At 66.1% G+C, this 24,242-nt stretch carries 26 protein-coding genes; 14 read left to right on the top strand and 12 right to left on the bottom strand.

Annotated elements, in window-relative coordinates; all coding sequences use genetic code 11:
• Positions 1-13 precede the first annotated feature (13 nt).
• From KXJ60_RS14400 to KXJ60_RS14390, 3 genes are all read left to right on the top strand, one after another.
• Positions 14-574 (top strand): NUDIX hydrolase, encoded by a 561-nt coding sequence (locus KXJ60_RS14400; RefSeq protein WP_291129204.1) that lies wholly within the window; start codon positions 14-16, stop codon positions 572-574.
• Between the two features lie 81 nt (positions 575-655).
• Positions 656-883, top strand: a complete 228-nt coding sequence (locus KXJ60_RS14395; RefSeq protein ID WP_291129202.1) for a sulfurtransferase TusA family protein — start codon at positions 656-658, stop codon at positions 881-883.
• Between the two features lie 56 nt (positions 884-939).
• Positions 940-1,980, top strand: a complete 1,041-nt coding sequence (locus KXJ60_RS14390) for an NAD(P)-dependent oxidoreductase (RefSeq protein ID WP_291129200.1) — start codon at positions 940-942, stop codon at positions 1,978-1,980.
• Between the two features lie 122 nt (positions 1,981-2,102).
• On the opposite strand, the gene KXJ60_RS14385 is transcribed toward KXJ60_RS14390, so the two are convergent.
• From KXJ60_RS14385 to KXJ60_RS14370, 4 genes are all read right to left on the bottom strand, one after another.
• The gene (locus tag KXJ60_RS14385) at positions 2,103-5,003 is read right to left on the bottom strand and encodes a valine--tRNA ligase (RefSeq protein ID WP_291129197.1); all 2,901 of its coding nucleotides are present in this window, start codon (positions 5,001-5,003) and stop codon (positions 2,103-2,105) included.
• A gap of 67 nt (positions 5,004-5,070) precedes the next feature.
• Positions 5,071-5,259 (bottom strand): DUF2783 domain-containing protein, encoded by a 189-nt coding sequence (locus tag KXJ60_RS14380; RefSeq protein ID WP_291129194.1) that lies wholly within the window; start codon positions 5,257-5,259, stop codon positions 5,071-5,073.
• Positions 5,256-6,980, bottom strand: coding sequence for an FAD-dependent oxidoreductase (locus KXJ60_RS14375; RefSeq protein WP_291129191.1), 1,725 nt, complete (start codon positions 6,978-6,980; stop codon positions 5,256-5,258). The genes KXJ60_RS14380 and KXJ60_RS14375 overlap by 4 nt, the downstream gene beginning before the upstream one ends.
• 13 nt (positions 6,981-6,993) lie before the next feature.
• Positions 6,994-7,608, bottom strand: a complete 615-nt coding sequence (locus tag KXJ60_RS14370; RefSeq protein WP_291129188.1) for a VOC family protein — start codon at positions 7,606-7,608, stop codon at positions 6,994-6,996.
• Positions 7,609-7,762: 154 nt separating this feature from the next.
• Here KXJ60_RS14370 and KXJ60_RS14365 point away from each other — a divergent pair, with 154 nt between their 5' ends.
• The 7 genes from KXJ60_RS14365 (at position 7,763) to queF (ending at position 15,409) form a co-directional block, all read left to right on the top strand.
• Positions 7,763-10,225, top strand: a complete 2,463-nt coding sequence (locus tag KXJ60_RS14365; RefSeq protein ID WP_291129185.1) for a hypothetical protein — start codon at positions 7,763-7,765, stop codon at positions 10,223-10,225.
• A 161-nt stretch (positions 10,226-10,386) separates the two neighbouring features.
• Complete coding sequence (locus tag KXJ60_RS14360; protein ID WP_291129184.1) at positions 10,387-10,809, top strand: rubrerythrin family protein; 423 nt, start codon at positions 10,387-10,389, stop codon at positions 10,807-10,809.
• Positions 10,810-10,826: 17 nt separating this feature from the next.
• Positions 10,827-12,176, top strand: coding sequence for a heterodisulfide reductase-related iron-sulfur binding cluster (locus KXJ60_RS14355; RefSeq protein WP_291129181.1), 1,350 nt, complete (start codon positions 10,827-10,829; stop codon positions 12,174-12,176).
• 9 nt (positions 12,177-12,185) lie between these two features.
• Positions 12,186-12,776 (top strand): DUF3501 family protein, encoded by a 591-nt coding sequence (locus KXJ60_RS14350; protein WP_291129178.1) that lies wholly within the window; start codon positions 12,186-12,188, stop codon positions 12,774-12,776.
• A 95-nt stretch (positions 12,777-12,871) separates the two neighbouring features.
• Positions 12,872-13,648: a peroxide stress protein YaaA gene (yaaA, locus tag KXJ60_RS14345; protein ID WP_291129176.1), complete on the top strand. Its 777-nt coding sequence runs from the start codon at positions 12,872-12,874 to the stop codon at positions 13,646-13,648.
• A 17-nt stretch (positions 13,649-13,665) separates the two neighbouring features.
• Complete coding sequence (locus KXJ60_RS14340) at positions 13,666-14,538, top strand: 2OG-Fe(II) oxygenase (RefSeq protein WP_291129174.1); 873 nt, start codon at positions 13,666-13,668, stop codon at positions 14,536-14,538.
• 19 nt (positions 14,539-14,557) lie between these two features.
• Complete coding sequence (gene queF, locus KXJ60_RS14335; RefSeq protein WP_291129172.1) at positions 14,558-15,409, top strand: NADPH-dependent 7-cyano-7-deazaguanine reductase QueF; 852 nt, start codon at positions 14,558-14,560, stop codon at positions 15,407-15,409.
• A gap of 12 nt (positions 15,410-15,421) precedes the next feature.
• On the opposite strand, the gene KXJ60_RS14330 is transcribed toward queF, so the two are convergent.
• From KXJ60_RS14330 to KXJ60_RS14300, 7 genes are all read right to left on the bottom strand, one after another.
• A complete protein-coding gene (locus KXJ60_RS14330) occupies positions 15,422-16,201 on the bottom strand; it encodes an anti-sigma factor (protein ID WP_291129169.1) in 780 nt (259 codons plus the stop codon).
• 10 nt (positions 16,202-16,211) lie between these two features.
• The gene (locus KXJ60_RS14325; protein ID WP_291129166.1) at positions 16,212-16,784 is read right to left on the bottom strand and encodes a sigma-70 family RNA polymerase sigma factor; all 573 of its coding nucleotides are present in this window, start codon (positions 16,782-16,784) and stop codon (positions 16,212-16,214) included.
• 131 nt (positions 16,785-16,915) lie between these two features.
• Complete coding sequence (locus KXJ60_RS14320) at positions 16,916-17,569, bottom strand: plastocyanin (RefSeq protein ID WP_291129165.1); 654 nt, start codon at positions 17,567-17,569, stop codon at positions 16,916-16,918.
• Positions 17,570-17,592: 23 nt separating this feature from the next.
• Complete coding sequence (locus KXJ60_RS14315) at positions 17,593-17,997, bottom strand: group 1 truncated hemoglobin (protein WP_291129441.1); 405 nt, start codon at positions 17,995-17,997, stop codon at positions 17,593-17,595.
• A 107-nt stretch (positions 17,998-18,104) separates the two neighbouring features.
• Positions 18,105-19,055 (bottom strand): DUF3034 family protein, encoded by a 951-nt coding sequence (locus KXJ60_RS14310; protein WP_291129161.1) that lies wholly within the window; start codon positions 19,053-19,055, stop codon positions 18,105-18,107.
• A 225-nt stretch (positions 19,056-19,280) separates the two neighbouring features.
• On the bottom strand, positions 19,281-20,351 hold the full coding sequence (locus KXJ60_RS14305) for a histone deacetylase family protein (RefSeq protein WP_291129158.1): 1,071 nt from the start codon (positions 20,349-20,351) through the stop codon (positions 19,281-19,283).
• Between the two features lie 43 nt (positions 20,352-20,394).
• Positions 20,395-21,495: an ornithine cyclodeaminase gene (locus tag KXJ60_RS14300; protein WP_291129156.1), complete on the bottom strand. Its 1,101-nt coding sequence runs from the start codon at positions 21,493-21,495 to the stop codon at positions 20,395-20,397.
• Positions 21,496-21,615: 120 nt separating this feature from the next.
• Between KXJ60_RS14300 and KXJ60_RS14295 the strand changes: the two genes are divergently transcribed.
• From KXJ60_RS14295 to KXJ60_RS14280, 4 genes are read left to right on the top strand one after another with little or no spacing between them, the layout of a single operon-like run.
• Complete coding sequence (locus KXJ60_RS14295) at positions 21,616-22,041, top strand: Lrp/AsnC family transcriptional regulator (RefSeq protein WP_291129154.1); 426 nt, start codon at positions 21,616-21,618, stop codon at positions 22,039-22,041.
• 39 nt (positions 22,042-22,080) lie between these two features.
• Positions 22,081-22,449 carry a DUF6516 family protein gene (locus tag KXJ60_RS14290; protein ID WP_291129152.1) on the top strand — a complete coding sequence of 123 codons (369 nt, stop codon included), beginning with the start codon at positions 22,081-22,083 and terminating at the stop codon, positions 22,447-22,449.
• Entirely contained in the window at positions 22,446-22,793 is a 348-nt protein-coding gene (locus KXJ60_RS14285) for a transcriptional regulator (protein ID WP_291129150.1), read from the top strand. Before KXJ60_RS14290 ends, KXJ60_RS14285 begins: the two co-directional genes overlap by 4 nt.
• A 4-nt stretch (positions 22,794-22,797) precedes the next feature.
• On the top strand, positions 22,798-23,343 hold the full coding sequence (locus KXJ60_RS14280; protein ID WP_291129147.1) for a cysteine hydrolase family protein: 546 nt from the start codon (positions 22,798-22,800) through the stop codon (positions 23,341-23,343).
• Here KXJ60_RS14280 and KXJ60_RS14275 read toward each other — a convergent pair.
• Positions 23,327-24,169 (bottom strand): enoyl-CoA hydratase-related protein, encoded by an 843-nt coding sequence (locus KXJ60_RS14275; protein ID WP_291129144.1) that lies wholly within the window; start codon positions 24,167-24,169, stop codon positions 23,327-23,329. The two genes, KXJ60_RS14280 and KXJ60_RS14275, sit on opposite strands and share 17 nt — an antisense overlap.
• Positions 24,170-24,242 lie beyond the last annotated feature (73 nt).

Here is a 24,242-nt window from a genome sequence, read left to right as displayed (position 1 = left end):
CCTGCGGTCGAACATGAGCACCGAATTCCGGTTCTGTCCCGCCTGCGCCACGCCCCTGGCGCTCATTGGCCAGGAAGAAGACGGTGGCTTCACGCAGCGCTTGCGCTGCCCGGCATGCGGCTTCACGCACTGGAACAACCCGACCCCCGTGCTCGCGGCTATTGTGGAGATGGATGGCCAGATTCTGCTGGCGCGCAACGCCGCCTGGCCCAGCAAGATGTTCGGGCTGATCACCGGCTTCATGGAGGCGGGCGAGACGCCGGAAGAGGGTATCCGGCGCGAGATCGCAGAAGAAACCTCGCTGGCGGTTGACACCCTGGAGCTTGTGGGTGTGCACGACTTCCAGCGCATGAACCAGATCATCATCACCTACCACGCGCGTGCCCATGGACAGGTGCGGCTGTCGCCGGAGCTGGTTGAGTACAAGCTGATGCCACCCGACAAGGTGCGTTGCTGGCGCGCGGGCACCGGGCTGGCGCTGGCGCAATGGCTGCGCCAGCAGGGCCATGAACCGGTGTTCATGGAAGATTTGCGACAGAAACCCGCCGTGGGTCCGACCGAAGGCGCCGGCTAGCGAGGAGGGCCGCGCACGCAGCCCCTGCGCTGTGCGGCCTGACCCTTAGAATCACGACAACCCAGGAATACCCCCCACCCCATGACTGCCGACAAAGAACTCGACGCCCGTGGCTTGAACTGCCCCTTGCCCATTCTCAAAGCGAAGAAGGCGCTGGCCGACATGCTCAGCGGGCAGACGCTCAAGGTGATCGCCACCGACTCGGGTTCCGTGCGCGACTTTCAGGCCTTTGCCAAGCAGACGGGCAACGTGCTGGTGCAGCAGGAGACGGTGGGCGGTGATCACATTTCCATTCTGAAGCGCCGCTGAACGCTCACAGGCGCGATCCGGTTTTTCCACTTCTTTCAACGCCCCACTCACCCGACATGGAAGTCCTGCTCCTGGATCCGCTCGTGCCCGAGGCGCTGGCCTGGTTGCAGGAGCGTCATGAGGTGAGTTTCCGGCCCGAGCTGGCCGACGATCCCGCCGAGCTGCGCAAGAGCACCTACAAGACGCGCGCCATCGTGCTGCCGCCGCATGTGGTGGTGTCTGGCGAGTTTCTGGACTTCGCGCCCAAGCTGGAGATCGTGGCGCGCATGCAGATCTCCAGCGACAACACCGATCTGGACGCATGTGCGCGGCGCAATGTGCGCGTGTTGCAGGCCCGCAGCGCCACGGTGCGCTCGAACGCTGAGTACCTGCTCTACGGTCTGCTGATGCTGTACCGCCGCGGCATGATCAGCGCGCTGCTCGGGCGCAAGATTTCCCAGGTGCGCATGGGGCGCGAACTCTCTGGCAGCACGGTCGGTTTGCTGGGCCTGGCGCCTGTGGCGCACACGCTGGCGCCCATGCTGCGCAGCCTGGGCGTGCGCCTGCTCGGCTACGACCCCGCCATTCACCACGCCGCCGACATCTGGGACAAGCTCAAGGTCGAGCCGGTATCGCTGCAGGAGCTGCTGGGTCATTCGGACGCCATCTCGTTGCAGATGGTGTATGCCTCGCGCTTCCGGGGCTGGATCAACGAGCGCATGCTCAACCACTGCAAGCCCGGTCAACTCTGGGTGGGGGTGAGCCGCAGTTCGCTGTTTGACGCCGAGGCGCTGGCGCTGGCCTTGTGCGATGGCCGTATCGATGCCTGTCTGCTGGACGGCGCCAACCCGCAGTTTGCCGCTGAAGGCACGCCGCTGCATGGCATTCCCAATCTGCACCTCACACCGCGCCTGGGCTCGCACACGCGAGAGGCCAAGCTGCGCGCCAGCTGGTATGTGGCGCATCGCATGCACGAGACCCTGTCTCCGGGCGCCGCGCACCAGGAGACCCGCGTGAGCGACTTCTCGGTGCTGGACAACCTGGACTTTCAGGAAACCAGCGATCCGCAGGCGGTCTCACCGTCGCAGTGGAGTTCGATCGCGATGCATCGCGGGTGATTGGGCCCCCCCCGCGCCGCACCTGCGGTGCGTCACCCCCCAGGGGGCAATGCCTGCGGGCTGGCGGAGCCAGACCCGCGGCATTCTGGACCAGGAACCCTTCCGCCGGCTTCGCGTCTTGCTCAGGCGCCCAGCCGTTGCAGCTGCTCCCGCACCTTGGCCAGCGTGGCGCTGAAGTCGGCCACGCGTTTCTTTTCCTGGTCGATCACGGCGGGCGGTGCCTTGGCGACGAAAGCCTCGTTGGAGAGCTTGCCGTTGGCCTTGGTGATTTCGCCCTCCAGGCGCGCGGCTTCCTTGCCCAGGCGGGCCTTCTCGGCAGCGATGTCGATCTCCATGAAGAGGCACATGCGCGCTTCGCCCACCACCGCCACAGGTGCCGCCTGTGCTGCAGCGGCCCACGCGCCCTCGTCTTCAAACACGCGCACTTCGCTCAGCTTGGCCAGCGCCTGCAGCACCGGTCCGGCGGTTTTCATGAAAGCGGTGTCTCCCAGCACGTAGAGCGGCAGCCGGGTGGCGGGTGACACGCTCATCTCGCCGCGCAGGTTGCGGCAGGCGTCCACCAGGCCCTTGAGTTTGACGACGTGGGCGATGGCCGCTTCGTCGATCTTGTTGGGCTGCGCTTGCGGATAGCGCGCGATGCTCACCGACTCGCCAGGGAGGCCGGCCACAGGCGCGACCTTTTGCCAGAGTTCTTCGGTGATGAAGGGAATGATCGGGTGCGCCAGCCGCAGGATGGCTTCCAGTGTGCGGATGAGCGTGCGCCGTGTGGCCCGCTGCTGTGAGGCGTCCCCGGTCTGGATCTGCACCTTGGCGATTTCCAGGTACCAGTCGCAGAACTCGTTCCAGACGAAGTCGTAGATGGCGTTGGCGACGTTGTCCAGGCGGTATTCCGCGAAGCCCTTGGCCACTTCGGCCTCCACCTGCTGCAGCACCGAGCTGATCCAGCGGTCGGCCTGGCTGAAGCTCAGGTAGCCGTGGAAGGGTTGGCCCACCGCGCATTCGGCTTTGGTGTGTTCCTGCAGGCCGCAGTCGTGGCCCTCGCAGTTCATCAGCGTGAAACGCGTGGCGTTCCAGAGCTTGTTGCAGAAGTTGCGGTAGCCCTCGCAGCGCTTGCTGTCGAAGTTGATGCTGCGGCCCAGCGAGGCGAGAGCCGCAAAGGTGAAGCGCAGCGCGTCGGCGCCATAGGCAGGAATACCTTCGGGAAATTCCTTCTCGGTCTGCTTGCGCACCTTGGGGGCGGTTTCGGGCTTGCGCAGGCCGGTGGTGCGCTTCTCGAGCAGCGGTGGCAACGCAATGCCGTCGATCAGGTCGACCGGGTCGAGCACGTTGCCTTCGCTCTTGCTCATCTTCTGGCCCTGCGCGTCGCGCACCAGACCGTGGATGTAGACGTGCCTGAACGGCACGCGGCCGGTGAAGTGGTTCGTCATCATGATCATCCGGGCGACCCAGAAGAAGATGATGTCGTAGCCGGTGACCAGCACCGTGCTGGGCAAGTAGAGGTTGAAGTCCTCGGTGGCGCCGTTCTTCTGGTTCGGCCAGCCCATGGTGCTGAACGGCACCAGCGCCGAGGAGTACCAGGTGTCGAGCACGTCGGGGTCGCGCGTGAGCGTCTGGCCAGGTGCCTTGGCCTGGGCTTCGGCTTCGTTGCGCGCCACGATCACGTTGCCGGCTTCGTCGTACCAGGCCGGGATCTGGTGGCCCCACCAGAGCTGGCGGCTGATGCACCAGTCCTGAATGTTGTTCATCCACTGGTTGTAGGTGTTCACCCAGTTCTCGGGCACGAACGTCACCTGGCCCGACTGCACGGCATCGATGGCCTTTTGCGCAATGCTCTTGCCGCTGGGGTCGGATTCGCTCACCTTGCTCATGGCCACGAACCACTGGTCGGTGAGCATGGGTTCAATCACCTGGCCGGTGCGCGCGCAGCGCGGCACCATGAGCTTGTGCTTCTTGGTCTCCACCAGCAGGCCGGCGGCTTCGAGGTCGGCCACCACGGCCTTGCGGGCCACGAAGCGGTCCATGCCGCGGTACTTCTCGGGCGCGTTGTCGTTGATGGCGGCGTCGAGCGTGAGCACGCCGATGATGGGCAGGCCGTGGCGCTGGCCGACAGCGTAGTCGTTGTTGTCGTGGGCGGGCGTGACCTTGACCACGCCGGTGCCGAAGGCGCGGTCCACGTAGGCGTCTGCAATGACGGGAATCTCGCGATCGCACAGCGGCAGCTTCACCTGCTGGCCGATCAGCGCGGTGTAGCGCTCGTCTTCCGGGTGCACCATCACGGCGACGTCGCCCAGCAGCGTTTCGGGTCGGGTGGTGGCCACGGTCAGCGAGCCCGAGCCGTTGGCCAGCGGGTACGCAATGTGCCAGAGGAAGCCGTCTTCTTCCTCGCTTTCCACTTCCAGGTCGGAGACGGCGGTCTTGAGCACCGGGTCCCAGTTCACCAGCCGCTTGCCCCGGTAGATCAGGCCCTGCTCGTACAGGCGCACGAAGGTTTCGGTGACCACGGACGAGAGCTTGTCGTCCATGGTGAAGTACTCACGGCTCCAGTCCACGCTGTCGCCCATGCGGCGCATCTGCGTGGTAATGGTGTTGCCGCTGTGCTCTTTCCATTCCCAGACCTTGGCCACGAAGTTCTTGCGCGCTTCGGCGGGCGTGGGGCCCATGTCGTGGCGGCTGATGCCCTGGGCCTGCAGCTGGCGCTCCACCACGATCTGCGTGGCAATACCGGCGTGGTCCGTGCCCGGCACCCACACGGTGTTGGCGCCCGCCATGCGGTGGTAGCGCGTGAGGCTGTCCATGATGGTCTGGTTGAACGCATGGCCCATGTGCAGCGTGCCGGTCACATTGGGCGGCGGCAACTGGATGGCGAACGAGGGTGCGTCGGCCTGGGGTGCGCCCGTGCCACGAAAGCCGGCGGCGCCGTAACCGCGCTGCTCCCACTCGGGTCCCCAGCGGGCTTCGAGCGGTGCGGGTTCGAACGATTTGGCCAGGGATTGCAAGCCAGGCTGGTTCAGGGTGTCGGTCATGGGCGCGCCAAAAATGGAAACGGCATCCCGCAGGATGCCGTCTGGGAGATCAGGGAAGGTCCTGATTTTAGCGAGGCGCCTGCGCCGCCGCGTCGATGCAGGCCTTGAGCACGCCTGGGTCGCCGATCTGGTTGGCCAGCAGCAGGATCAGGCGCGCGTTGAAGAGCTCGGCGTCTTCCCGGCTCAGGCCCTCGTGCGCGTCGAGCAGCTGTTCATAAAACGTGTCCGCGTCCTGGAAATTCAGTTCCTGTTTCATGCGGTTTCTCCCTGCAGACTGAGCGCGCGTTCGATGGCAGTGAGCAATGAGGCGTTGATCGATTCGCCTGACGCTGCGAGGTAGCCGTCGGGGCGCACCAGCGCCCAGGCTTGTCCAGTCGCGTGACAAGCGCCCTGCAATTGCCCTTTCGGGTCACGCACATGCTCCTGGGCTTGCGCGGGCGTCGGCGCATTCAGCACCTGCACGCTGCGCACGGCGTGGTTCAGGCTGAGGTGTCGCAGGCGCTTCAGCGAGGCGGGTGACTGTGCGCCGAACACCAGCAGCAGCAGGTCGCCCTTGGCCCAGTTCAACAAATCGTGCAGATGGCCGCGTCGGCCATTGGCCCAGGTCAGCGCCACGTTCTGCACCGACTCGCCGGCCGCCGAGCCCGGCCTGTACGTGCAGACGGCCGATCGGCTGTAGGTGTTGGCCACCGCCATGCGGCCGGTGTTGATGAGACTTCGCGCAAACGGATACTGCTTGGCCAAGCCGATGGCGGCGTGGCGGAACACGCGCTCGCTGCCGTCGGCCGGGCGCAGGAAGCGCGCGGTGCGATTGGTGACGCACACGTTCTGTTGCGCCGCCTCGAGACGCTCGTCGTGGTAGCTCTGCAACAGGGTCGCACCAGCCTTGCCGCGCAGCACGGCTGCCAGCTTCCAGGCCAGGTTGTCGGCATCCGAGACACCGGTGTTGCCGCCGCGGGCGCCGAACGGGCTGACCACTTTGGCGGAATCGCCCATCAGGTAAACACGACCGTGACGCATGGCGTGCACACATTCGCTGCGGTAGGCATAGGGGCCCACCCACACGATCTCGACGTCGACATCCTTGCCGAACTGCCGCGCGAGACGCTCGCGCACGACGTCTTCGCGACTGACGTATTCCGGATCGGCGTTGGGTGCCATCTGGTAGTCGATGCGCCAGACGTCGTCGGCCATGAGGTGTTGCCACACAGCGCGGTTTTCATTGAAGGGCGCTTCGATCCAGGTGTGGCGTTCGGTGGGAGGCTGGGTGGTGAATCGCACATCGGCGATGCACCAGCGGTCGTCGCCGCGGCGCGAGTCGAAAGGCACCTGAAGCCACTTGCGAAGCGGGCTGTGTGAGCCGGTGGCATCGATCACATGCTCGGCCTCGATGCGGTAGCTGCCCGCGGGGGTCTCGACAGTGAGCGTGGCAAATTTGTCGTTCTGCTCGAAGGCCGTCAGGCGGTTGTTCCAGCGCAGCTCCACGCCGCCGAGCTCCTGGATGCGATCCACCAGAAACGCTTCGATGTAGAACTGCTGGATGTTGATGAACGGGGGCTGGCTGGACAGGTGGAAGTTGCCTTGTTGGCGAAGGTCGAAGTTGTAGACCTCGTCGTCACCCGCAAACGTACGGCCCACGCTCCATTGCGTGCCCTTGGCCGCGATGCGCTCGAAGATGCCCAGGCGTTCGAAGATTTCCAGCGACTTCTGCGTGTAGCAGATGCCACGGGAAGAAGCGCCTTTCACGCCCACCGTGTTGTCCTCGTCGAGCAGCACCGCCTGCACGCCCAGGCGCGCCAGCGAGCAGGCAAGCGTGAGGCCTGAGATACCACCGCCCACGATGACGATCGGGTGGCGCACGGTGGCCGTGCTTTGCAGCTCGGGCGGTGCGAAGAAGGGGTATTCAGGCAGGACATAGCCCGCCCCGCTGGTGAACTCGTAGTTGTTGGTGAGCGCGGTTTCGCGGTAGGTGGTCATTCGCGAGCTCCGTTCAGGCTTTGGCGCGAGCGACCACTTCCGGGCGGTCGTTCTGCTGGGGTTTGAGCGGCGCTGTGGTGTTGCCCTCGGCGCGCTCGCGGCGCCATTGCTCCTTGCGGGCGTTCCATTCGGCCAGACGCGCGTGCGCGGTCTTGCTTTCCTGGAGCATGGCGAACTCGTCGGCCAGTTGCGCAGTGAGTTCCAGGCGGATGCCGTTGGGGTCGAAGAAATAGATGCTCTTGAAGATGTGGTGGTCGGTGACGCCCAGCACCTCGATGCCGCTGGCCTCCAGGCGCGCTTTGGTGTTCTCTAGTTCCTGCACGGTGTCCACACGAAAGCTGATGTGGTTCACCCACTTCGGCGTGTTCGGGCTGGGCAGCGCGGCTTCGTCGTCGCCGAGATCGAAGAACGCGATGAACGAGCCATCCTGCAGGCGGAAGAAGAAGTGGGTGTACGGGCAGTACTCGCCCGTGCTGGGCACCACGTCGCTCTGGATGATGTGATAGAGCGGAAGCCCCAGAATGTCTTCGTAGAAACGCCGCGTTTCCTCGGCGTCCTTGGCCCGGTAGGCGTAGTGGTGCAACTGCTGGATGGGCGCCGGCGGCGGCAGGGTGGCGGGGGTGGGCATGTCGGTCTCCTGTGTGGACAAAAGCGGGCCTTGCGATTCACCATTATGCAACGAATTTCACTTATCGTAATTTAAAAGGCCTTCGGCGCACTCCGGTTTGTCGGGGAGATGGCGCGCGTGTATGGTCTCGCACGCTATTGGAGTGTTGTCAACCATGTCTATTTTCAAAAGCGCCCACGCCGCAGCCCCAGGAACGCCAGCGGCACCCGCCGCGCGAACGCCGGCACATGCCCCTCTTTCTCAGGGGCGCCTGTGGCTCAACCTCAGTTTTGCGGCGGACTGGGGGCGCGACAACCCATTTCTGGATGTGATGCGCTACGCGCGCGAATGGCGCGCGCAGACCGCCTCCGCCTGGAGCGACGCGGCTGCGCTCAAGCGCATGCAGGCGAACGTGGACGCCGATGGCTACCCCACCGTGCTGCCCGCCGGTACATCGGCAGGCACCCTGGTGCTGACCGAACAAGCCCCCGAGACCGCACCGCTGTTTGGTGGCCGGTACCGACTCGAATGGCAGGGCTCGGGCACGGTGGTGGTGAATGGCGTGCAGGGCCAGACGCGTGGCGCCAACTGGATCGAGTTTGACTACATGCCCACCGGCAACAACATGGTGGACATCCAGATCACGGCCACCACCGCGGGCAACCACGTTCGTGGCATGCGCTGCTACATGACGGCGCACGCCAAGCTGGTGGCAGAAGGCAGACGGGTGCACCCGGGCTTTGCGGGCGTGTGGGGCGGCGTGAAGTTGCTGCGCTTCATGGATCCGATGAGCGCCAACACGGCACCGTATGTCAACTGGAGCGAGGCTCCGACGCTCACGTCCATCGGCCGCGGGCCTGCGCTGGCCGAACTTGTCGACATGTGCAACGAACTGGGTTGCGACGGCTGGTTCACCCTGCCTTACCAAGCCAACGCCGACTACGTGACTCGGGCCGCCACGCTGGTGCGCGACCGGCTCAACCCGGCGCTCAAGGCGTATGTGGAGTACTCCAACGAGTGGTGGAATTTCGGCTACGGGTTCAACACCTCCGCCTACCTGGAAGCGCTGCGCAAGACCAAACGCTACAACTGGGCCGAGCAAGCCGGCGGGCGCAGCACCGAAACCATGTTGGCCTGGTCAGCGGTGTTTGCCGGCCAGATGCACCGCACGGTGCGTGTGGCAGGCCTTCACACCGGGTGGCAGGGGCTGGAGCACAGCTTCCTGCATGCGCCTGGCTGGGTGGCCGAGGTGCCGGGCCGCGTGGTGCCGCACACCGTGCACGATGCGATTGCGATCACCGGCTATTTCTATGTGCCTGGTGAGAAATGGCCCGAGGTGATGAAGGCCGCGGCGTCCAACTACGAAGCGGGGCGCGCCCTGCTGGTGGACAAGCTCAACGACAACATTGGCCAGCTGACGAAGTCGACGTTCCCGTACTTCCGCGGTGTGGCCAACGGCCTGCGCAAGAAGCTGGTCATGTACGAAGGCGGCACCCACCTGCAGGCCCCGGGCGATCTGCCCAACATGGCGCTGGCCAACCGGCTGGTCAACGACGTGAACAACGGTGCGCTCATGTACCCGATGTACGCCCGCGTGATGACGGCCTGGGACAAGGTGGGCGACGGTGGTTTCAACCAGTATTCGTCCGTCACAAGGCAGGCAGATGCCGGCACCTTCGGCGCCCAGTTCCACCTGCGCGACGTGAGCCAGTCGCGCTTTCGCGCCTGCCAGGACTACAACCAGCGCAAGCTCGTGGTCTCGGGTGTGGAAGGCACGCCGGTCGGCGGCAAGACGGTGCATGCCTACGCGTACCTCAACAGCCTGCACAACCACGCGCACCCCACGTCGGCGCAAAACGCCAGCACCCGCGTGTCCAACTGGGTCGCCCGCATGGCGGCGCGCGCGCCGGGCGGCGGCAACACCTACACCGTGGGTGCGCAGTTCGGCTACTTCACGCAGTGGACGGTGCCCCCCGCCGCCGGCAACATGTTTGAAGAGGTGTCCACGCCGCACCTGGACCCGTGGACGCCCGGTTGGGAGGGGGCTTCGAAGATCGATGTGGTCGAGATCGTGCCGGACAACTTCGATGCGCCGCACGTCGATCCGGCGGCTTGCACGCGCATGGGGGCGTCCTACGAAACCCGGTTGCTGCAGCTGATCGACGAGTGGGAAACCCACGCGCCGAATCCGGAGCGGCGCTATGCCGTTTTCGCCGGCTGGCCTGCCTTGCGGCCGGACAGCGGCAGCGGTGCGTGTGCCATCTCGCCGGCCATGTGTTCGGCCTGGGTGGCTGATGGCCTGGGGGCTTACCAGCAATGGATGGAGCTGCTGGTGGCCCGCCTGCAGGCCGCCCGCCCCGCGCTCGACATCCGGCTGCACGCGATCAGCAAGGCGTCGCTGATGGCCTACCGCGACACGGTGCTGGGCACCGTGCCACCCGAGGAGTTGTTTGAAGAACTGGCGCCCCATGGCAGACCTTCGATGTACTTCATCGCCGCCGTGGCCGACTACATCGAACTGTTCGATGAAAAGCCGCCGGCCGATTTCGCTTTTGACCCGGCCTGGGGCGTGTCGCCCGTGATTGCCGATCACTACCCGCGGATCGTCGAGCGCATCTGGAGCGCGCTGCGCGCGTGAGCGGCGCGCGGGGAGCGGTGATAGGCCATGGCAATTCAGTGGATAGCCCAGAACAATTAGACGACCACCGCCGCCAGGCGTAAGTTGCGCAGGTCCTGCCAGGTTCGGAGCCTGCCGTCCGGGCCGCAAGGGCGCTTTTTCCACCCCACAAGGAGACACGCATGCCCGCACTGAAAGGCTCGAAGACCGAGCAATGCCTCAAGGACGCCTTCGCAGGCGAATCGCAAGCCAACCGGCGCTACCTGTACTTCGCGAACAAGGCCGATGTGGAAGGCCAGAACGACGTGGCGGCGCTGTTTCGTTCCACGGCCGAAGGCGAAACGGGCCACGCGCACGGCCACCTGGAGTTCCTCGAGCAGTCGGGTGACCCGGCCACCGGCCTGCCCATTGGCTCCACCCGCAACAACCTCGCCTCGGCCGTGGCGGGTGAAACCCACGAGTACACCGACATGTACCCCGGCATGGCCAAAACCGCGCGGGAAGAAGGCTTTGACGAAGTGGCCGACTGGTTCGAGACCCTGGCCAAGGCCGAGCGCTCGCACGCCAACCGCTACCAGAAGGCCCTGAACGAGTTGCAGGACTGAGCCGGCGGCGAGGGCCCATGGCCACCGAAGGCAACCTGCAGGCGCCCACGCGCCATGCGCTCGACTGGAAGAACCCGGACTTCCACGACGAAGCGAAATGCTTCGAAGAACTCGAGCGCATTTTCGACATCTGCCACGGCTGCCGGCGCTGTGTGAGCCTGTGCGGCTCGTTCCCCACGCTCTTCGATCTGGTGGACGAAAGCCCGTCGATGGAGGTCGATGGCGTGAACAAGGCCGACTACTGGAAGGTGGTCGACCAGTGCTACATGTGCGACCTCTGCTACATGACCAAATGCCCCTACACCCCGCCGCACGAGTGGAACCTGGACTTTCCCCACACCATGCTGCGGGCCAAGGCCATCAAGTTCAAGAAGGGCGAGGTGGGGCTGGCCGAGCGTTTCCTGGCGTCGACCGACGTGCATGGCCAGTTTGCGGGCATTCCGGTGGTGGTGCAGGCGGTGAATGCCGTGAACAAGACGAAGGCGGCGCGTGGGCTGCTCGAGCGTGTGGCCGGTGTGGACCAGAACGCCTGGCTGCCCGAGCTGGCGACGAAGCGGTTCCGCTCGGCGGCGCCGCAGGCGGCCTCCACGCAGGTGGTCGACGGCGAGCGGACACCGGGCAAGGTGGCCATCTTCTCCACGTGTTACATCAACTACAACGAGCCCGGCATCGGCCTGGATCTGCTCAAGATCCTCGACCACAACGGCATTCCGTACACCCTCGTCGAGAAGGAGTCGTGCTGCGGCATGCCCCGGCTGGAGCTGGGCGATCTGGACGCGGTTGAGAAGAGCCAGCAGGCGAACATTCCGGTGCTGGCGAAGTACGCGAGAGAGGGCTATGCCATCCTGGCGGCGGTGCCCAGCTGCGCGCTGATGTTCAAGCAGGAGATCCCGCTCATGTTTTCCGACGACGCCGACACGCAGCTCGTGAAAGCGCACGTGTGGGACCCGTTCGAATATTTCATGGCGCGCAAGCGCGATGGCCTGCTCAAGACCGAGTTCCCGCAGAAGCTGGGCCATGTGAGCTACCAGATACCCTGCCACGGCCGCGTGCAGAACATCGGCCGCAAGACCGAGGAAATGCTCAAGCTGATTCCCGACACCACGGTCAACACCATCGAGCGCTGTTCCGGGCACGCGGGTACTTTCGGCGTGAAGAAGGCCAGCCACCAGCAGGCCATGAAGATCGGTAAGCCGGTGTTCAAGGCCATGGCGACCATGAAGGACGGCAACCTGCCCGACTACATCAGCTCGGACTGCCCGTTGGGCGGTCATCACATCGCGCAAGGGTTTGAAGTGAATGGATTGGGCGCGCCCGAGTTGCAGCATCCGCTGAGTCTCGTGGCGCGTGCCTACGGCCTCAAGTAAGGACGCGCCATGCAACTCACCGGACACATCACGCCGGACAACCTCATGAGCCTGGAGGCGTACACCAAGTGGCGCAAGGTGCACAAGCCATCGGTGATCGCGCACCGGCGGTTGCGCAGCGCGGTGCTGGGCGAGCACCTGCATGTGCAGTTCGAGAGCGAGACCACCATCCGCTACCAGATCCAGGAGATGCTGCGCATCGAAAAGGTGTTCGAGGAAGAGGGCATTCAGCAAGAGATCGACGCTTACGCCCCGCTGGTGCCCGACGGCACGAACTGGAAAGCCACGGTGCTGATCGAGTACACCGATGTGAACGAACGCAAGCGCGAACTCGCAAGGCTGATCGGTGTGGAAGACCGCCTGTTCGTGGAGGTCGAAGGCCATGCGCGGGTGTATGCGATTGCCGACGAAGACCTGGACCGCGAGAACGACGAGAAGACCTCCGCCGTGCACTTCGTGCGCTTTGAATTCACCGCTCCGATGCGCGCGGCCATACAGGCTGGCGCGGGCGTGAAGCTGGGCTGCGACCACACCCATTACCCGGCGCACGGGCAGCTGTCGGCCGAAACCCTGGCGAGTCTGGCCGGTGACCTGAAGTAACGCGCATCGATGGTGATAATCAAGGCTTCCCGCGGGAAGCCTTGTTCATTTCCGCCTCTGCTGTTTCGCCGGTTCACACCCGCAACCCACCCCACATGCTCTTCCTGATTTCGCCCGCCAAGGCCCTGGACTACGACACGCCGCCTCATGTCACCACGCACACGCAGCCGTTGTTTGTGAAACAGGCGGCCGAGCTCATCGATGTGCTGCGCGAGAAGACCCCTGCGCAGATCAGCGAGCTCATGAGCCTGTCGGATGCGCTGTCGGGTCTGAACGTGGCGCGTTACCAGGCCTGGGCCCGCAAGTTCACCGCCAAAAACGCCAAGCAGGCGGTGCTGGCCTTTGATGGCGATGTGTACGGCGGCCTGGACGCCAAGACCCTGCCGGAGGCCGACCTGGACTGGCTGCAGCAACACCTGTGCATTATCAGCGGCCTGTATGGCGTGCTGCGCCCGCTCGACTGGATGCAGCCCTACCGCCTTGAAATGGGCACGCGCCTGAAAACGCCCAAGGGCAAAAACCTCTACGAGTTCTGGGGCAGCGAGGTGGCCGAGTACCTGAACCAGCGCGCCCAGGCCGATGTGAGCCCCGTCGTGATCAACCTGGCCAGCGAGGAGTACTTCAAGGTGGTGGACCGCAAGGCGCTGCGCCCGCGCGTGGTCACCTGTGCCTTTGAAGAGCGCAAGGCCGATGGCTACAAGGTCATCAGCTTCATGGCCAAGCGCGCGCGCGGCCTCATGGTGCGCTACGCCGTGGCGCACCGCGCCACCACACCCGAGCAGCTCAAGGGCTTCGACCTTGAGGGCTATCGATTCGTGCCCGCCGCGTCCTCGGTCGACCGGCTGGTGTTCCGCCGCGAACAAAAGGCCTGAGGCCTCGACACACCACCATGAGCCAGACCATCACCCCCGAACTGCGCCGCTGGATCATCGAACAGGCCACCGCCGGCTTCACGCCCGAAGCGGTGCTCGCGTCCATGGTGTCGTCGGGCTGGCAGGAGTCGGTGGCGTTGCTGGCGTTGGAAACCACGCTGCGCGAGCACCTGCGCACGCAGGCTGCGGCCAAGCCTGCAGAGCCCGTGGCGACCGCGTCGGCCGGTGACACCGTGCCGGTGCCCGACCTCGACCTGAGCCAGTCGCCGCGCCAGATCGACGCCGGGGACCGCATGGTCGACGTGATCGCCACGCTGAACCACCCCCGCGTGGTGGTGCTGGGCAACCTGCTCAGTGCCGAAGAGTGCGATGCGCTGATCGAGGCCGCGCGCCCGCACCTGGCGCGCTCGCTCACGGTGGAAACCAAGACCGGTGGTGAAGAGCTCAACCCCGACCGCACCAGCAGCGGCATGTTTTTCACGCGCGGCCAGACGCCCGAGGTGGCGCGCGTGGAAGCCCGCATCGCGCGGCTGCTGAACTGGCCGCTGGAAAACGGTGAGGGCTTCCAGGTGCTGAACTACAAGCCCGGTGCCGAGTACAAGCCGCACTACGACTACTTCGACCCGAATGAACCCGGCACGCCCACCATCTTGCGCCGCGGCGGCCAGCGCGTGGCCACGCTGGTGATGTACCTCAACGAGCCCACGCGCGGCGGCGGCACCACGTTCCCCGACGTCGGCTTTGAAGTGGCGCCGGTGCGCGGCAACGCCGTGTTCTTCAGCTACGACCGGGCCCACCCCGCCACGCGCACGCTGCACGGCGGTGCGCCCGTGATCGAAGGCGAGAAGTGGGTGGCCACCAAGTGGCTGCGCGAGCGCGAGTTCAACTGATCACCTCTTCTGCGTCCCCATGACCCCCAACACCCCTGAACAATCCCAGCTGGGCCGGGCCTCGGCCTACGTCGACCAGTACGACGCCACGCTGCTCTACCCCCTGCCGCGCGAAGCCAAGCGCCGCGAGATCGGCGTCACCGGCAGCGTGCCATTTCTGGGTGCCGACCTCTGGACTGCGTTTGAACTGAGCTGGCTCAACCCCAAGGGCAAGCCGCAGGTGGCGCTCGCGCACATCACCATTCCCTGCGAGAGCACGCACATCGTCGAGAGCAAGTCGTTCAAGCTCTACCTCAACAGTTTCAACAACACGGCATTTGCCAGCGCCGACGCGGTGCGCGACCGCATCCGCGCCGATGTGAGCGCGGCCATCTGGTTCGGTGGCCCGGTGCAGGCCAGCGCGGGCGTGAAGCTGCTGTTGCCCGAGCAGTTCGACCGCGAGCCGGTGCAGGAGCTCAGCGGCCTGTCCATCGACCGGCTTGACGTCGAGTGCAGCCAGTACCATCCCGCCCCCGAGCTGCTCACCGCCGCGCTGCACGAGCAACCCGTGACGGAAACGCTGGTGAGCCACCTGCTCAAGAGCAACTGCCTGGTGACGGGCCAGCCCGACTGGGGCAGTGTGCAGATCAGCTACAGCGGCCCGCAGATCGACCAGGCTGGGCTGCTGCAGTACATCGTGAGTTTTCGCAACCACAACGAATTCCATGAGCAGTGCGTCGAGCGCATTTACATGGACATCTCGCAGCGCTGCAAGCCCACGAAGCTCACGGTGTATGCGCGCTACACGCGCCGTGGCGGGCTGGACATCAACCCCTGGCGCAGCAGCCACCCGCAGTCGCCGCCGGCCAACGTGCGCACGGCGCGGCAGTGAGGGCCGCGCGGTTCAGAGCATCTTCTGAATCAGCGCGCCCTTGAAGAGCACGGGCCCGGTCGGGCCGCGTTCGCTGGGCACACCGCCCTTGGGCTCCAGGCTCACCGCCAGCGCCGGCACCTCGCGCACGTCGCGCTCGCCTGCGGCGAGCTGCAGCAGGCGCTCCTGGGTCAGCACACCGAGCGAGCGCGGACCGCCCGAAGGTGGCAGTGCCCAGAGCTGCAGCGACTTGTCGCTGGCTTCCTGGAAGCCGCCCACGCGCTGCAGCGTGAGCTTTTTGCTCTTGGGGTCGAAGGTGACCAGCATCGATGCGCTGGCCTTGTCGTCGTTCAGCACGGCGACGTACTCGATGGCGGGTGTGGCCTCCAGCTTTGCCTGCAGCTCACCAATCTGAGCGCCCAGGTTGTCGCGCAGGCCCACGGCGGTGACGACCGCCAGCACGGTGGCCAGCGCACCGGCGGCGGTGGTGCCGCGCCACAGCGCCAGGCTGCTCAGCCAGCCGCCCTGGCGGGGTGCGGGCGGTTTGGCACGGGCGGCGGCCATGGCCTGTTGCTCGCCTTCGGCGCGCACCAGGTTTTCGATGCGGGTCCACACGGCAGGTGCGGGATCGCGGGGCGCCTGCAGTTCGTTCATGCTGGCCACGCGGCTTTGCCACACCAGGGCGGCGGCGCGCACGGGAGCTTGGTCGCGCGCCATGGCTTCGAAGCGTCGTCTTGCCCCACCACGCAGCGTGCCCAGCGCGTGGGCAGCGGCGAGTTGGTCGAGCAGTTCGGGGTGTCGGATGAGGTTCATGGTGAGGTGGTCACGCGTAGCGCGACATGCAGGTGCGCAGCTGGTCCAGCCCGCGTCGGATCCAGGTCTTGACGGTGCCCAGCGGCAGCTTGAGCTGTTCGGCCAGTTCGCTGTGGCTCAGGTCGCGCAGGTACGCCAGGCTGACCACCTCGCGCTGGCGGTTCTCCAGCTTGCCCAGGCACTGATGAAGCGCCCAGGCCTGCTGGCTGGCCAGGCTCACGTCCATCGGGTTGGGTGAGGTGCCTTCCAGGGTGTCGGCCATCACGTCGTCGATCTCGTCGGTGAGGTGCGCGCGCTCGGCGCTGCGGCGGCGCAGGAAGTCCAGCGAGCGGCTGCGCACGATCAGCCCCAGCCAGGCCATGGGAGGGCTCAGGCTGGCGCGATAGTCGCCCGCCGAGCGCCAGATCTGGAGGAAGGTTTCCTGCAGCACGTCTTCGGCCCATTCGTGTTTGGCGACCACGCGCAGCGCCAGGCCGTAGAGCTTGGACGACACGAGGTCGTAGAGACCTTTCAGGGCCGCTTCGTCGCGCTGGGCGATGCGGTCGATCAGGGCTATCAGGGTGTCGTCGGGTTGGTCGCTCATGCACGCATTGTGGGGCAGGGCCGGTGTTTCCGTCCCGCTGGGCGGATGCGAGGGGCGGCTCCATGCCAGATGCAGGTGGCCTTCGGCCCGCGCCACCCGGCGACGGTCGTCTGGGTGTCGAGCGGGGTGCTTCATGGCCGCCTCCTGCGAGGCTGGATCTGGGTGGGCACGCTCAACGCCGTGACACTGGTCACCGTGAGCGCACCGGGCGGCTGCTCCACGATCTGCTCGCCGTGCCACACGCGCAGGCGCGCGGCGCCCTCGGGCACGTCCTGCAACATGGCCACGCCCTGTGCATCGGTCTTCACCGCCCACGGAGAGTCGGTCACGAAAACAAAGCCGCGCATGGAGCTGTGCAAGTGACAGCCCAGTTGCATGGGACCGGCTTTGGCCAGGGTGACGTCGGCCGTCGCGGGTTCCTTGTTGAGCACCTTGCCGTCCAGCCGCAGCTCAAAGCCCGCGCCTGGGCCGGCATTCAGGCCGGCGAGGCCAGCGGGCACGCCACGCACATGGTGTTCCCAGCCGTCGAGGTTGACGAAGCTCACGCGCGACCCCACCGGGAGCACGCTGGTGGCGGGCACGAACTGCATCTTGAGCTGCTGGATCGTGGCCTGAACGGGCGGGGGTGCAGCGGGCTTGTTGCCGGAAACTGGTTCAACCACCACCACGGCGTCGGCAAGTGGCTGGCCGTCGCGCGCAAGCACGGTCACCTGCACGGTGGCAGCGGGCGCCGCCATGGGCAGCAGTGCCAAGGCGAGCAGTGCGGCGGCGGTGCGGGTGGTCATGGCGAACCGGTCTTTCATTGTTTTCAGCGCACGGTGATGGCGTCGCGGTGCATGGGCGCGAGCAAGGCCAGCATCTGGTTCTGACGTGCGAAAGGAATGCCGCGTGCGTTCATGCTGTCCTGCAGCACCTCGACAAGGGCGTTGAAGTGCGCCTTGGTGATGTCGCGGTCCTGGTGCGCGGTTTTCATGTCCGCACCCTTGTAGACGCAGGGGCCACCCGAGAGCTGGCAGAGCTGGTCGCCCAGGGATTTGGCCAGGTTGGGAAGGTTGGTGTTCTTGAACTGGTCGCCGATGCGGGCGTCGGAGCGGAGCCGCTGCACGAAATCGTCCATCAGACTGCGGATGCCGGCCTGTTCGCCGAAGGCTTCGTACAGGCCGGGCGCGGGCGCCACGGGGTAGGCGCTGGCGGCCGACGGTGCGGGCTGCATGGCCTGTGCGAGCGCGGCGCCGCCGCTGAGGGCCAACAGGGTCAGGACGGTGGAAGCGATGAGGGTTTTCATGGTGGTGTGCTCGGGACGTGGATGGGGTGGAGCGATCAGAAAGCGATCTGCGCGGAGGCGTACACACCGCTTTGGCGGCGGCTGTTGGTGGTCGCGGGCACGATGCGGCCCAGGTCCACATAGGCGGCGGTGAGGGACACGTTTTTGCTCGGCGCCCAAGCGATGAAGACGTCCATCCAGTCGTCGGAGCGAAGGCCGCCGCCCAGGCCGGCGGCCCGGCCGGCGCGCTCGAGCTTGTTGGGCATGGCGCGGTATTCAACACCCACCGCCACCTTGCTGCTGAGCAGGTACGCCACCGAGATCTCGGGTTGCAGTTCGTAGCCGTTGTCGGCGCCACCCAGCCGGGCACCGAAACCGAGCAGTCCGCCCTGGTTGGCCTTCGTGGCGCGCAATGTGCCGTTGACCACGATGCCCTGCGCGAGGAAGAGTTTGGTGGCGCTCACATACACGTCAGTACCGCTGCGCTTCGCGCCCAGCGCGTCCAGCGTGCTGTCCAGCCCGCTTGACTGCAGGTTCTTGTACTGCACGCCCACGGCGATCTGGGGCATCAGGCTGTCGCTGTCGAGCACGGCGTCACCCGCCACGCGCAGCTTGGCGCCCACAATGTTTTGCTTCAGCTGCAGGCCGGGCAAGCCCAGACCGACGCCTGTGATGCCCGTGTTGAAGTCCTGCCGACCCAGGGAGAGTTCCAGCCGGTCGTTGATACCCACCGCCACGCCGTAGGCGCTCAGGCGGTAGTCCCGCGTGACGGCGCGGCTGGCGTAGGCCGACACGCCCACCTCGCCCTCGGTGGCCTGGCTGCCAATCACCGCCCAGGGCGAGATCCCGCCACCGGCCGCGCCCTCGACACTGCTGACACCGCCGGTGAGCAGCAACTTGCCGGTGTCTGCGCGCGCGGGTGTGGCGAGCAGCAACGCTGCGGCAGCGGCCAAGGGCAACAGGCGCAGGAAGTTGCGGCTGGGAGAGGCGGTCTGGAAGTGTGTCATGGGGTGGTGCTGCGTTGGGAAGGAGGGGGGTGGACATTGCTGTCCTCGCCTTCCGGATACGCCCACCACGCGTGCCTGGATTCAACTTTTGACGGCAAAAAGGCCTTTGTTGAATCCGCCCCGGCCTCTTTTCACGTACCCAGCGTGAAGGCTGTCACACCTGATGCCGAGCGCCCGATCTCCGAGGACGGGGGCGGTCTTGAAACGCCCTCCGCCTTTTTGCTGTCACTTTTTTTCAGTTGCCTGCTGAAAGCCTTCCAGCAGGTTCACCGCGTTGGTGCCCACCGCATCCACGGCGTAGCCGCCCTCGAAGGTGAACACGGTGGGCAGGCCGAGGCGGGCCAGTGCCGCACCCACGCCGGCGTAGTCGGCACTCTTCAGGGTGAAGCCGGAGATGGGGTCGCCCTCGAAGGTGTCCAGGCCCATGGGCACGACCAGCGCGCTGGCGCCGAAGTCGCTCACCGCTTGCAGCGCGGTGTCCAGGGCAGCGCGCCAGGTGGCAAGGCCGGTGCCGCGGGGCAGCGGCAGGTTGAGGTTGAAGCCCTCGCCCGCCCCCGCGCCGCGCTCGTCCGCGTGCCCGAGGAAGAAGGGGTATTCGGTGGCCGGGTCGCCGTGAACGGAGAGGGTGAGCACATCGGCGCGCTCATAAAAGATGGTTTGCGTGCCGTTGCCGTGGTGGTAGTCCACGTCGAGCACGGCCACTGTGGCGTGGCCGGCATCGCGCAGCGCCTGCGCGGCAATGGCGGCGTTGTTGAGGAAGCAGTAGCCGCCCAGAAAGTCCGGACCGGCATGGTGTCCGGGCGGGCGGGTGAGCGCGAAGGCGCTGCGGTCGCCCTGGGCCACGGCTTGCGCAGCGGCGAGCGCGCAGGCGGCACCACCGCGCGCGGCGGCCCAGGTGCCGGCGGTCAGCGGCGAGCCGGAGTCAAACGAAAACAGGCCCAGCCGTGCGGCGAAGTTGCGGGGCAGCACGTCGGTGCGAAAGGCGTGCGGATTGCCGATGGGCCACACCGAAGGCAGCGCGTCGCGCTCGGCGTTGGCCGGGTCCATGGCGACCCAGTCGCTCCAGGCGCTGGCCAGAAAGTCCAGGTAACGGGCGCTGTGCACGCGGGCAATGGCGGCGTCCAGCGCGGTGCCATCCACCGAGGGTGGGGCGATGTCGCCCAGCGGGCGGCGTTGCAGCTCGGTGAGCACGAAGTCCAGCCGGGCCGGCACTTCGTGGCACGGCACCATGCGGCCGCGAAACATTTCCTGCTGGCCGGCGTGGCCGGCGTGGTGGGGGTTGTGAAAAGTCTTCATGGGCAGCCTCTTGGGGGAGGCCATGGTAGCGAAAGCCGGGGTGTCAGGCCGCCAGGGCCAGGCGCGCGGCCTGGGGCTTGGCGTGCGTTGTGTTCTGGGGCGCGGTGGCGCGCAGCAGGCTGAAGAGGTCTTTGGGGTCGGCGAGTGCGGGGATGAGGGGCAGCGCCTGGCCGAGGCCGAGTTCGCCTGCGGCCTGCCGCAGGAAGCGCAGCGCCGAGTAGTCTTCCAGCGCGAACCCCACGGAGTCGAACAGCGTGACCTCGGTGGCGCGGGTGCGGCCTGTGGCATGGCCCGCCAGCACCTGCCAGAGTTCGGTGACGCCGAAGTCGGCGGGCAGGTGTTGCAGGTCGCCTTCGATGCGGGTCTGCGGTTCGTATTCCACGAACACCGAGGCGCCGCGCAGCACGTCGGGGTGCAGCTCGGTCTTGCCGGGGCAGTCGCCGCCCACGCCGTTGATGTGCATGCCCGGCTCGATCATGTCGGGCGTGAGGATGGTGGCGTTGGTCTTGTCGGCCGTCACGGTGGTGACGATGTCGGCGCCGCGCACGGCTTGCGCCACGCTGTCGCAGGGGATGAGCCGCAGGCCGGGCAGGGCGCCCAGGTTGTGCAGGAGCTTGGCGGTGGCGCGGGCGTCGGTGTCGAACAGGCGGATTTCGTCGATGCCCATGAGGTGGTGAAAGGCCAGCGCCTGGAACTCGCTTTGCGCGCCGTTGCCGATCAGCGCCATGCGGCGGCTGTCGGGGCGGGCCAGGGCGCGTGCGGCCACCACCGACATGGCGGCGGTGCGCAGCGCGGTGGTGAGCGTGAGCTCGCTCAGCAGCACGGGCACGCCGGTGTCCACGTCGGCCAGCACGCCAAAGGCCATCACGGTGGGCAGGCCGGCCTGGGTGTTCTTGGGGTGGCCGTTGACGTACTTGAAAGCGTAGGTGGTGTCGTCGGCAATGGGCATGAGCTCGATCACGCCGTCGGTCGAGTGGCTGGCCACGCGGGCCGATTTGTCGAAGTCGGGCCAGCGCAGGTAGTCGGCGTACAGGGTGGCGGCCAGGCGCTCGAGCGTGGCGGGCAGGCCCAGGCGGTGGACGAGGTGGGCCACGTCCTGGGCGCTGAGAAACAGGGTGGGGAGGGTGTTGGAAGCGGCTTGCATGGGGTGTCCTTCGGTGTCCCACCAGTGTCGCCAGCCGCCGATTCAATGTAAATCGCCAACTCTGCTTGAATTTCGTCAGAAAACTGCCAAAACGTCAGGCTTGAATAGCAAAATGCGCTCATGGATGCCCTCGATCAGCAACTCATCGCCCTTTTGCGCAAGGACGCGCGCACCAACGTGGCCGCGCTCGCAAAGCAGCTTGGCGTGTCGCGCGGCACGGTCACCAACCGCATCACCCGGCTGGAAGACAGCGGCCTGATCGTGGGCTACACCGTGCGCCTGCGACCGGATGCCGAGCCCAGCGAAATCAGCGCGTGGATGAGCGTGGCGGTGGAAGGCAACCAGACGCGCGCCGTGATCGCCAGCCTTCTGGGCGAGCCGGGCGTGGCCGAGCTGCACGACACCAACGGCCGCTGGGACCTGCTGGCCGAACTGCGCGCCACCAGCCTGGCCGAGCTGTCGCAGGTGCTGGAGCGCATCCGCTTGATCCGCGGCATCAGCAGCACCGAAACCAGCCTGCACCTGGCCACCTACCGCCTGTCTTGAAGTTGCTCGAATATTATCAGCCGTTGATAATATTCGAGCATGAAAAAAGAAGAGACAGGGATTGGCACGCTGATCGATCTTCACGATCAGATCATCGACCAGGGGAATGGCTACTGGATCAAGATCGAGGCATGGCGGGTCGAGCCTACCCGTTTCGTTCCGCACGGTGTCCGCTACTCGCTCACCTTGCATGAGCCCTATGGAAGGCGCATTCTGGGATACGACAACGCGCATGCGGTCAAGCCGCCCAAGAAATTCAAGTACGCCGGCACGCGGTTGGCGTACGACCACAAACATCGGCACGTCAGCGACAAGGGCGTGCCTTACGCGTTTCAAGACGCCTACCAATTGCTGAGCGACTTCTTTGCAGAGGTTGATCAGGTGCTCAAGGAAATCCAGACATCATGAAATCCATGGTCATCGGCATCATGCCCCAGGAGAAGATTCGCGCTCGAGTCCTGTCCATTGCACGTGGAGAGTACAAACCCAAGGCCTCGGAGCCCAAGATCTGGTTCACGTCCATGCGCTCGTTGGCTGAGGTGCTGAGTGATGAGAACCGCGCACTGCTCAGACTCATTTCGGAAATCCATCCCGAGTCGATCACGTCGCTGGCTGAACTCACTGGCCGCAGGACGAGCAATCTGTCGCGCACGCTCAAGACCATGGCCAACTACGGCCTGATCGAGATGCAGCGCGAGAAAAACCAGGTGAAACCGGTGGCCAAAGCGACCGAGTTCCGAATCGTGGCGTGAGGGCATGAAAACCGCCCTGCTCATCATCGACATGCAGCAAGGCCTTTGCGAAGGCGAAGGCCGCGCCTGGCAGTCGGACATGGTGATCGCGCGCATCAACCACGTGGCGGCGCGGCTGCGCGCGGCGGGTGCGCCAGTGGTCTTCATCCAGCACGAGTCGACGGCGGGTTATCTGGAGCACGGCACACGCGAGTGGCAGCTGGCCGACGGCCTGCAGGTGCAGCCCGGCGACCTGCGGGTGCGCAAGAAGACGCCGGACGCTTTCCTGAACACCGACCTGGAGGCGCTGCTCAAGGCGCGGGGCGTGGAAGAGGTGATCGTCTGCGGCATGCACACCGAGTTCTGCGTGGACACCACCACGCGCCGTGCGCTCGCGCTGGGCTACCCGGTGACGCTGGTGGCCGATGCCCACACCTCGGCGGGCAACGAAGTGCTGGGCGCGCCGCAGGTGATTGCGCACCACAACGCGACGCTGACCAACATCTCCAGCTTCGGCCCGCGCGTTCGGGCGGTGAACAGCGCGGACGTGGGGCTCAACCCAGCGTGGTGAACGGCTGCAACCGCGTGAGCGGCGTGAAGTCGCCCGCGCGCTGGTCTTTCATGGCGGCAATGGCTTCGCGCACGTGGGCGTTGCTCCACACCGCGCCTTGCAGCCAGCCCATCTGCCGCAGGCTGTCTTCCACCGAGTGGTCGCGTGCGTAGGTCACTGCCTGCTTGGTGCCCCAGATCGCCACCGGCGGCTTGGCCGCGATCTCTTTCGCGCACTGCAGCGCGGCGGCGAGCGTGGCCTCGGCGCTGTCAAACACCTCGTTGACCAGGCCATACGCCATGGCGCGCGCGGCCGGCAGGCGGCGGCCGGTGTAGGCCATCTCCTTGACCACGGCAAACGGCACGAGCTTGGGCAGGCGCTGCAGCGTGCCCACGTCGGCCACCATGCCGATGTTGATTTCCTGAATGCAGAAGAACGCGTCGGCCGAGGCGTACCGGATGCAGGCGGCGGTGACCATGTCCACCGCGCCGCCGATGCAGCCGCCCTGGATCGCGCAGATCACCGGGATGCGCAGGTTCTCGATCTTGGTGAAGGTGGCCTGCATGTCGGTGAGCAGGTCAAAGATGGCGGCGCGGCCTTCAGGGCTCTGGTCGTCCATCTGGATCGCGCCGGCAAACGTCTGCAGCGACATGCCCGCGCTGAAGTGCTTGCCGGTGCTGCTGATGACCAGTGCGCGTGCCGTGCCTTCGCGGTGCATCTGCGTCAGCAACTCGTCGAGTTCGCGCCAGAACGTCGGGTGCATGGTGTTGAGCTCGCCGGGGCGGTTCATCACCAGGTGGGCCACGTGGTCGGTGGTCGTGAGGGAGAAGCAGGTGGGTGCGGTCATGGGCGTTGTCTCGTGGGGTGGCGACGAGGCACTGTAGTGCGTGCCCCTGCGCCCGGCTGTCACGGGCCGGACG

It is taken from the genome of Hydrogenophaga sp., from assembly GCF_019264445.1.
In the GTDB taxonomy this organism is placed as follows: Bacteria; Pseudomonadota; Gammaproteobacteria; order Burkholderiales; family Burkholderiaceae_C; genus Hydrogenophaga.
This window is presented reverse-complemented; position numbering and strand designations above follow the sequence as displayed.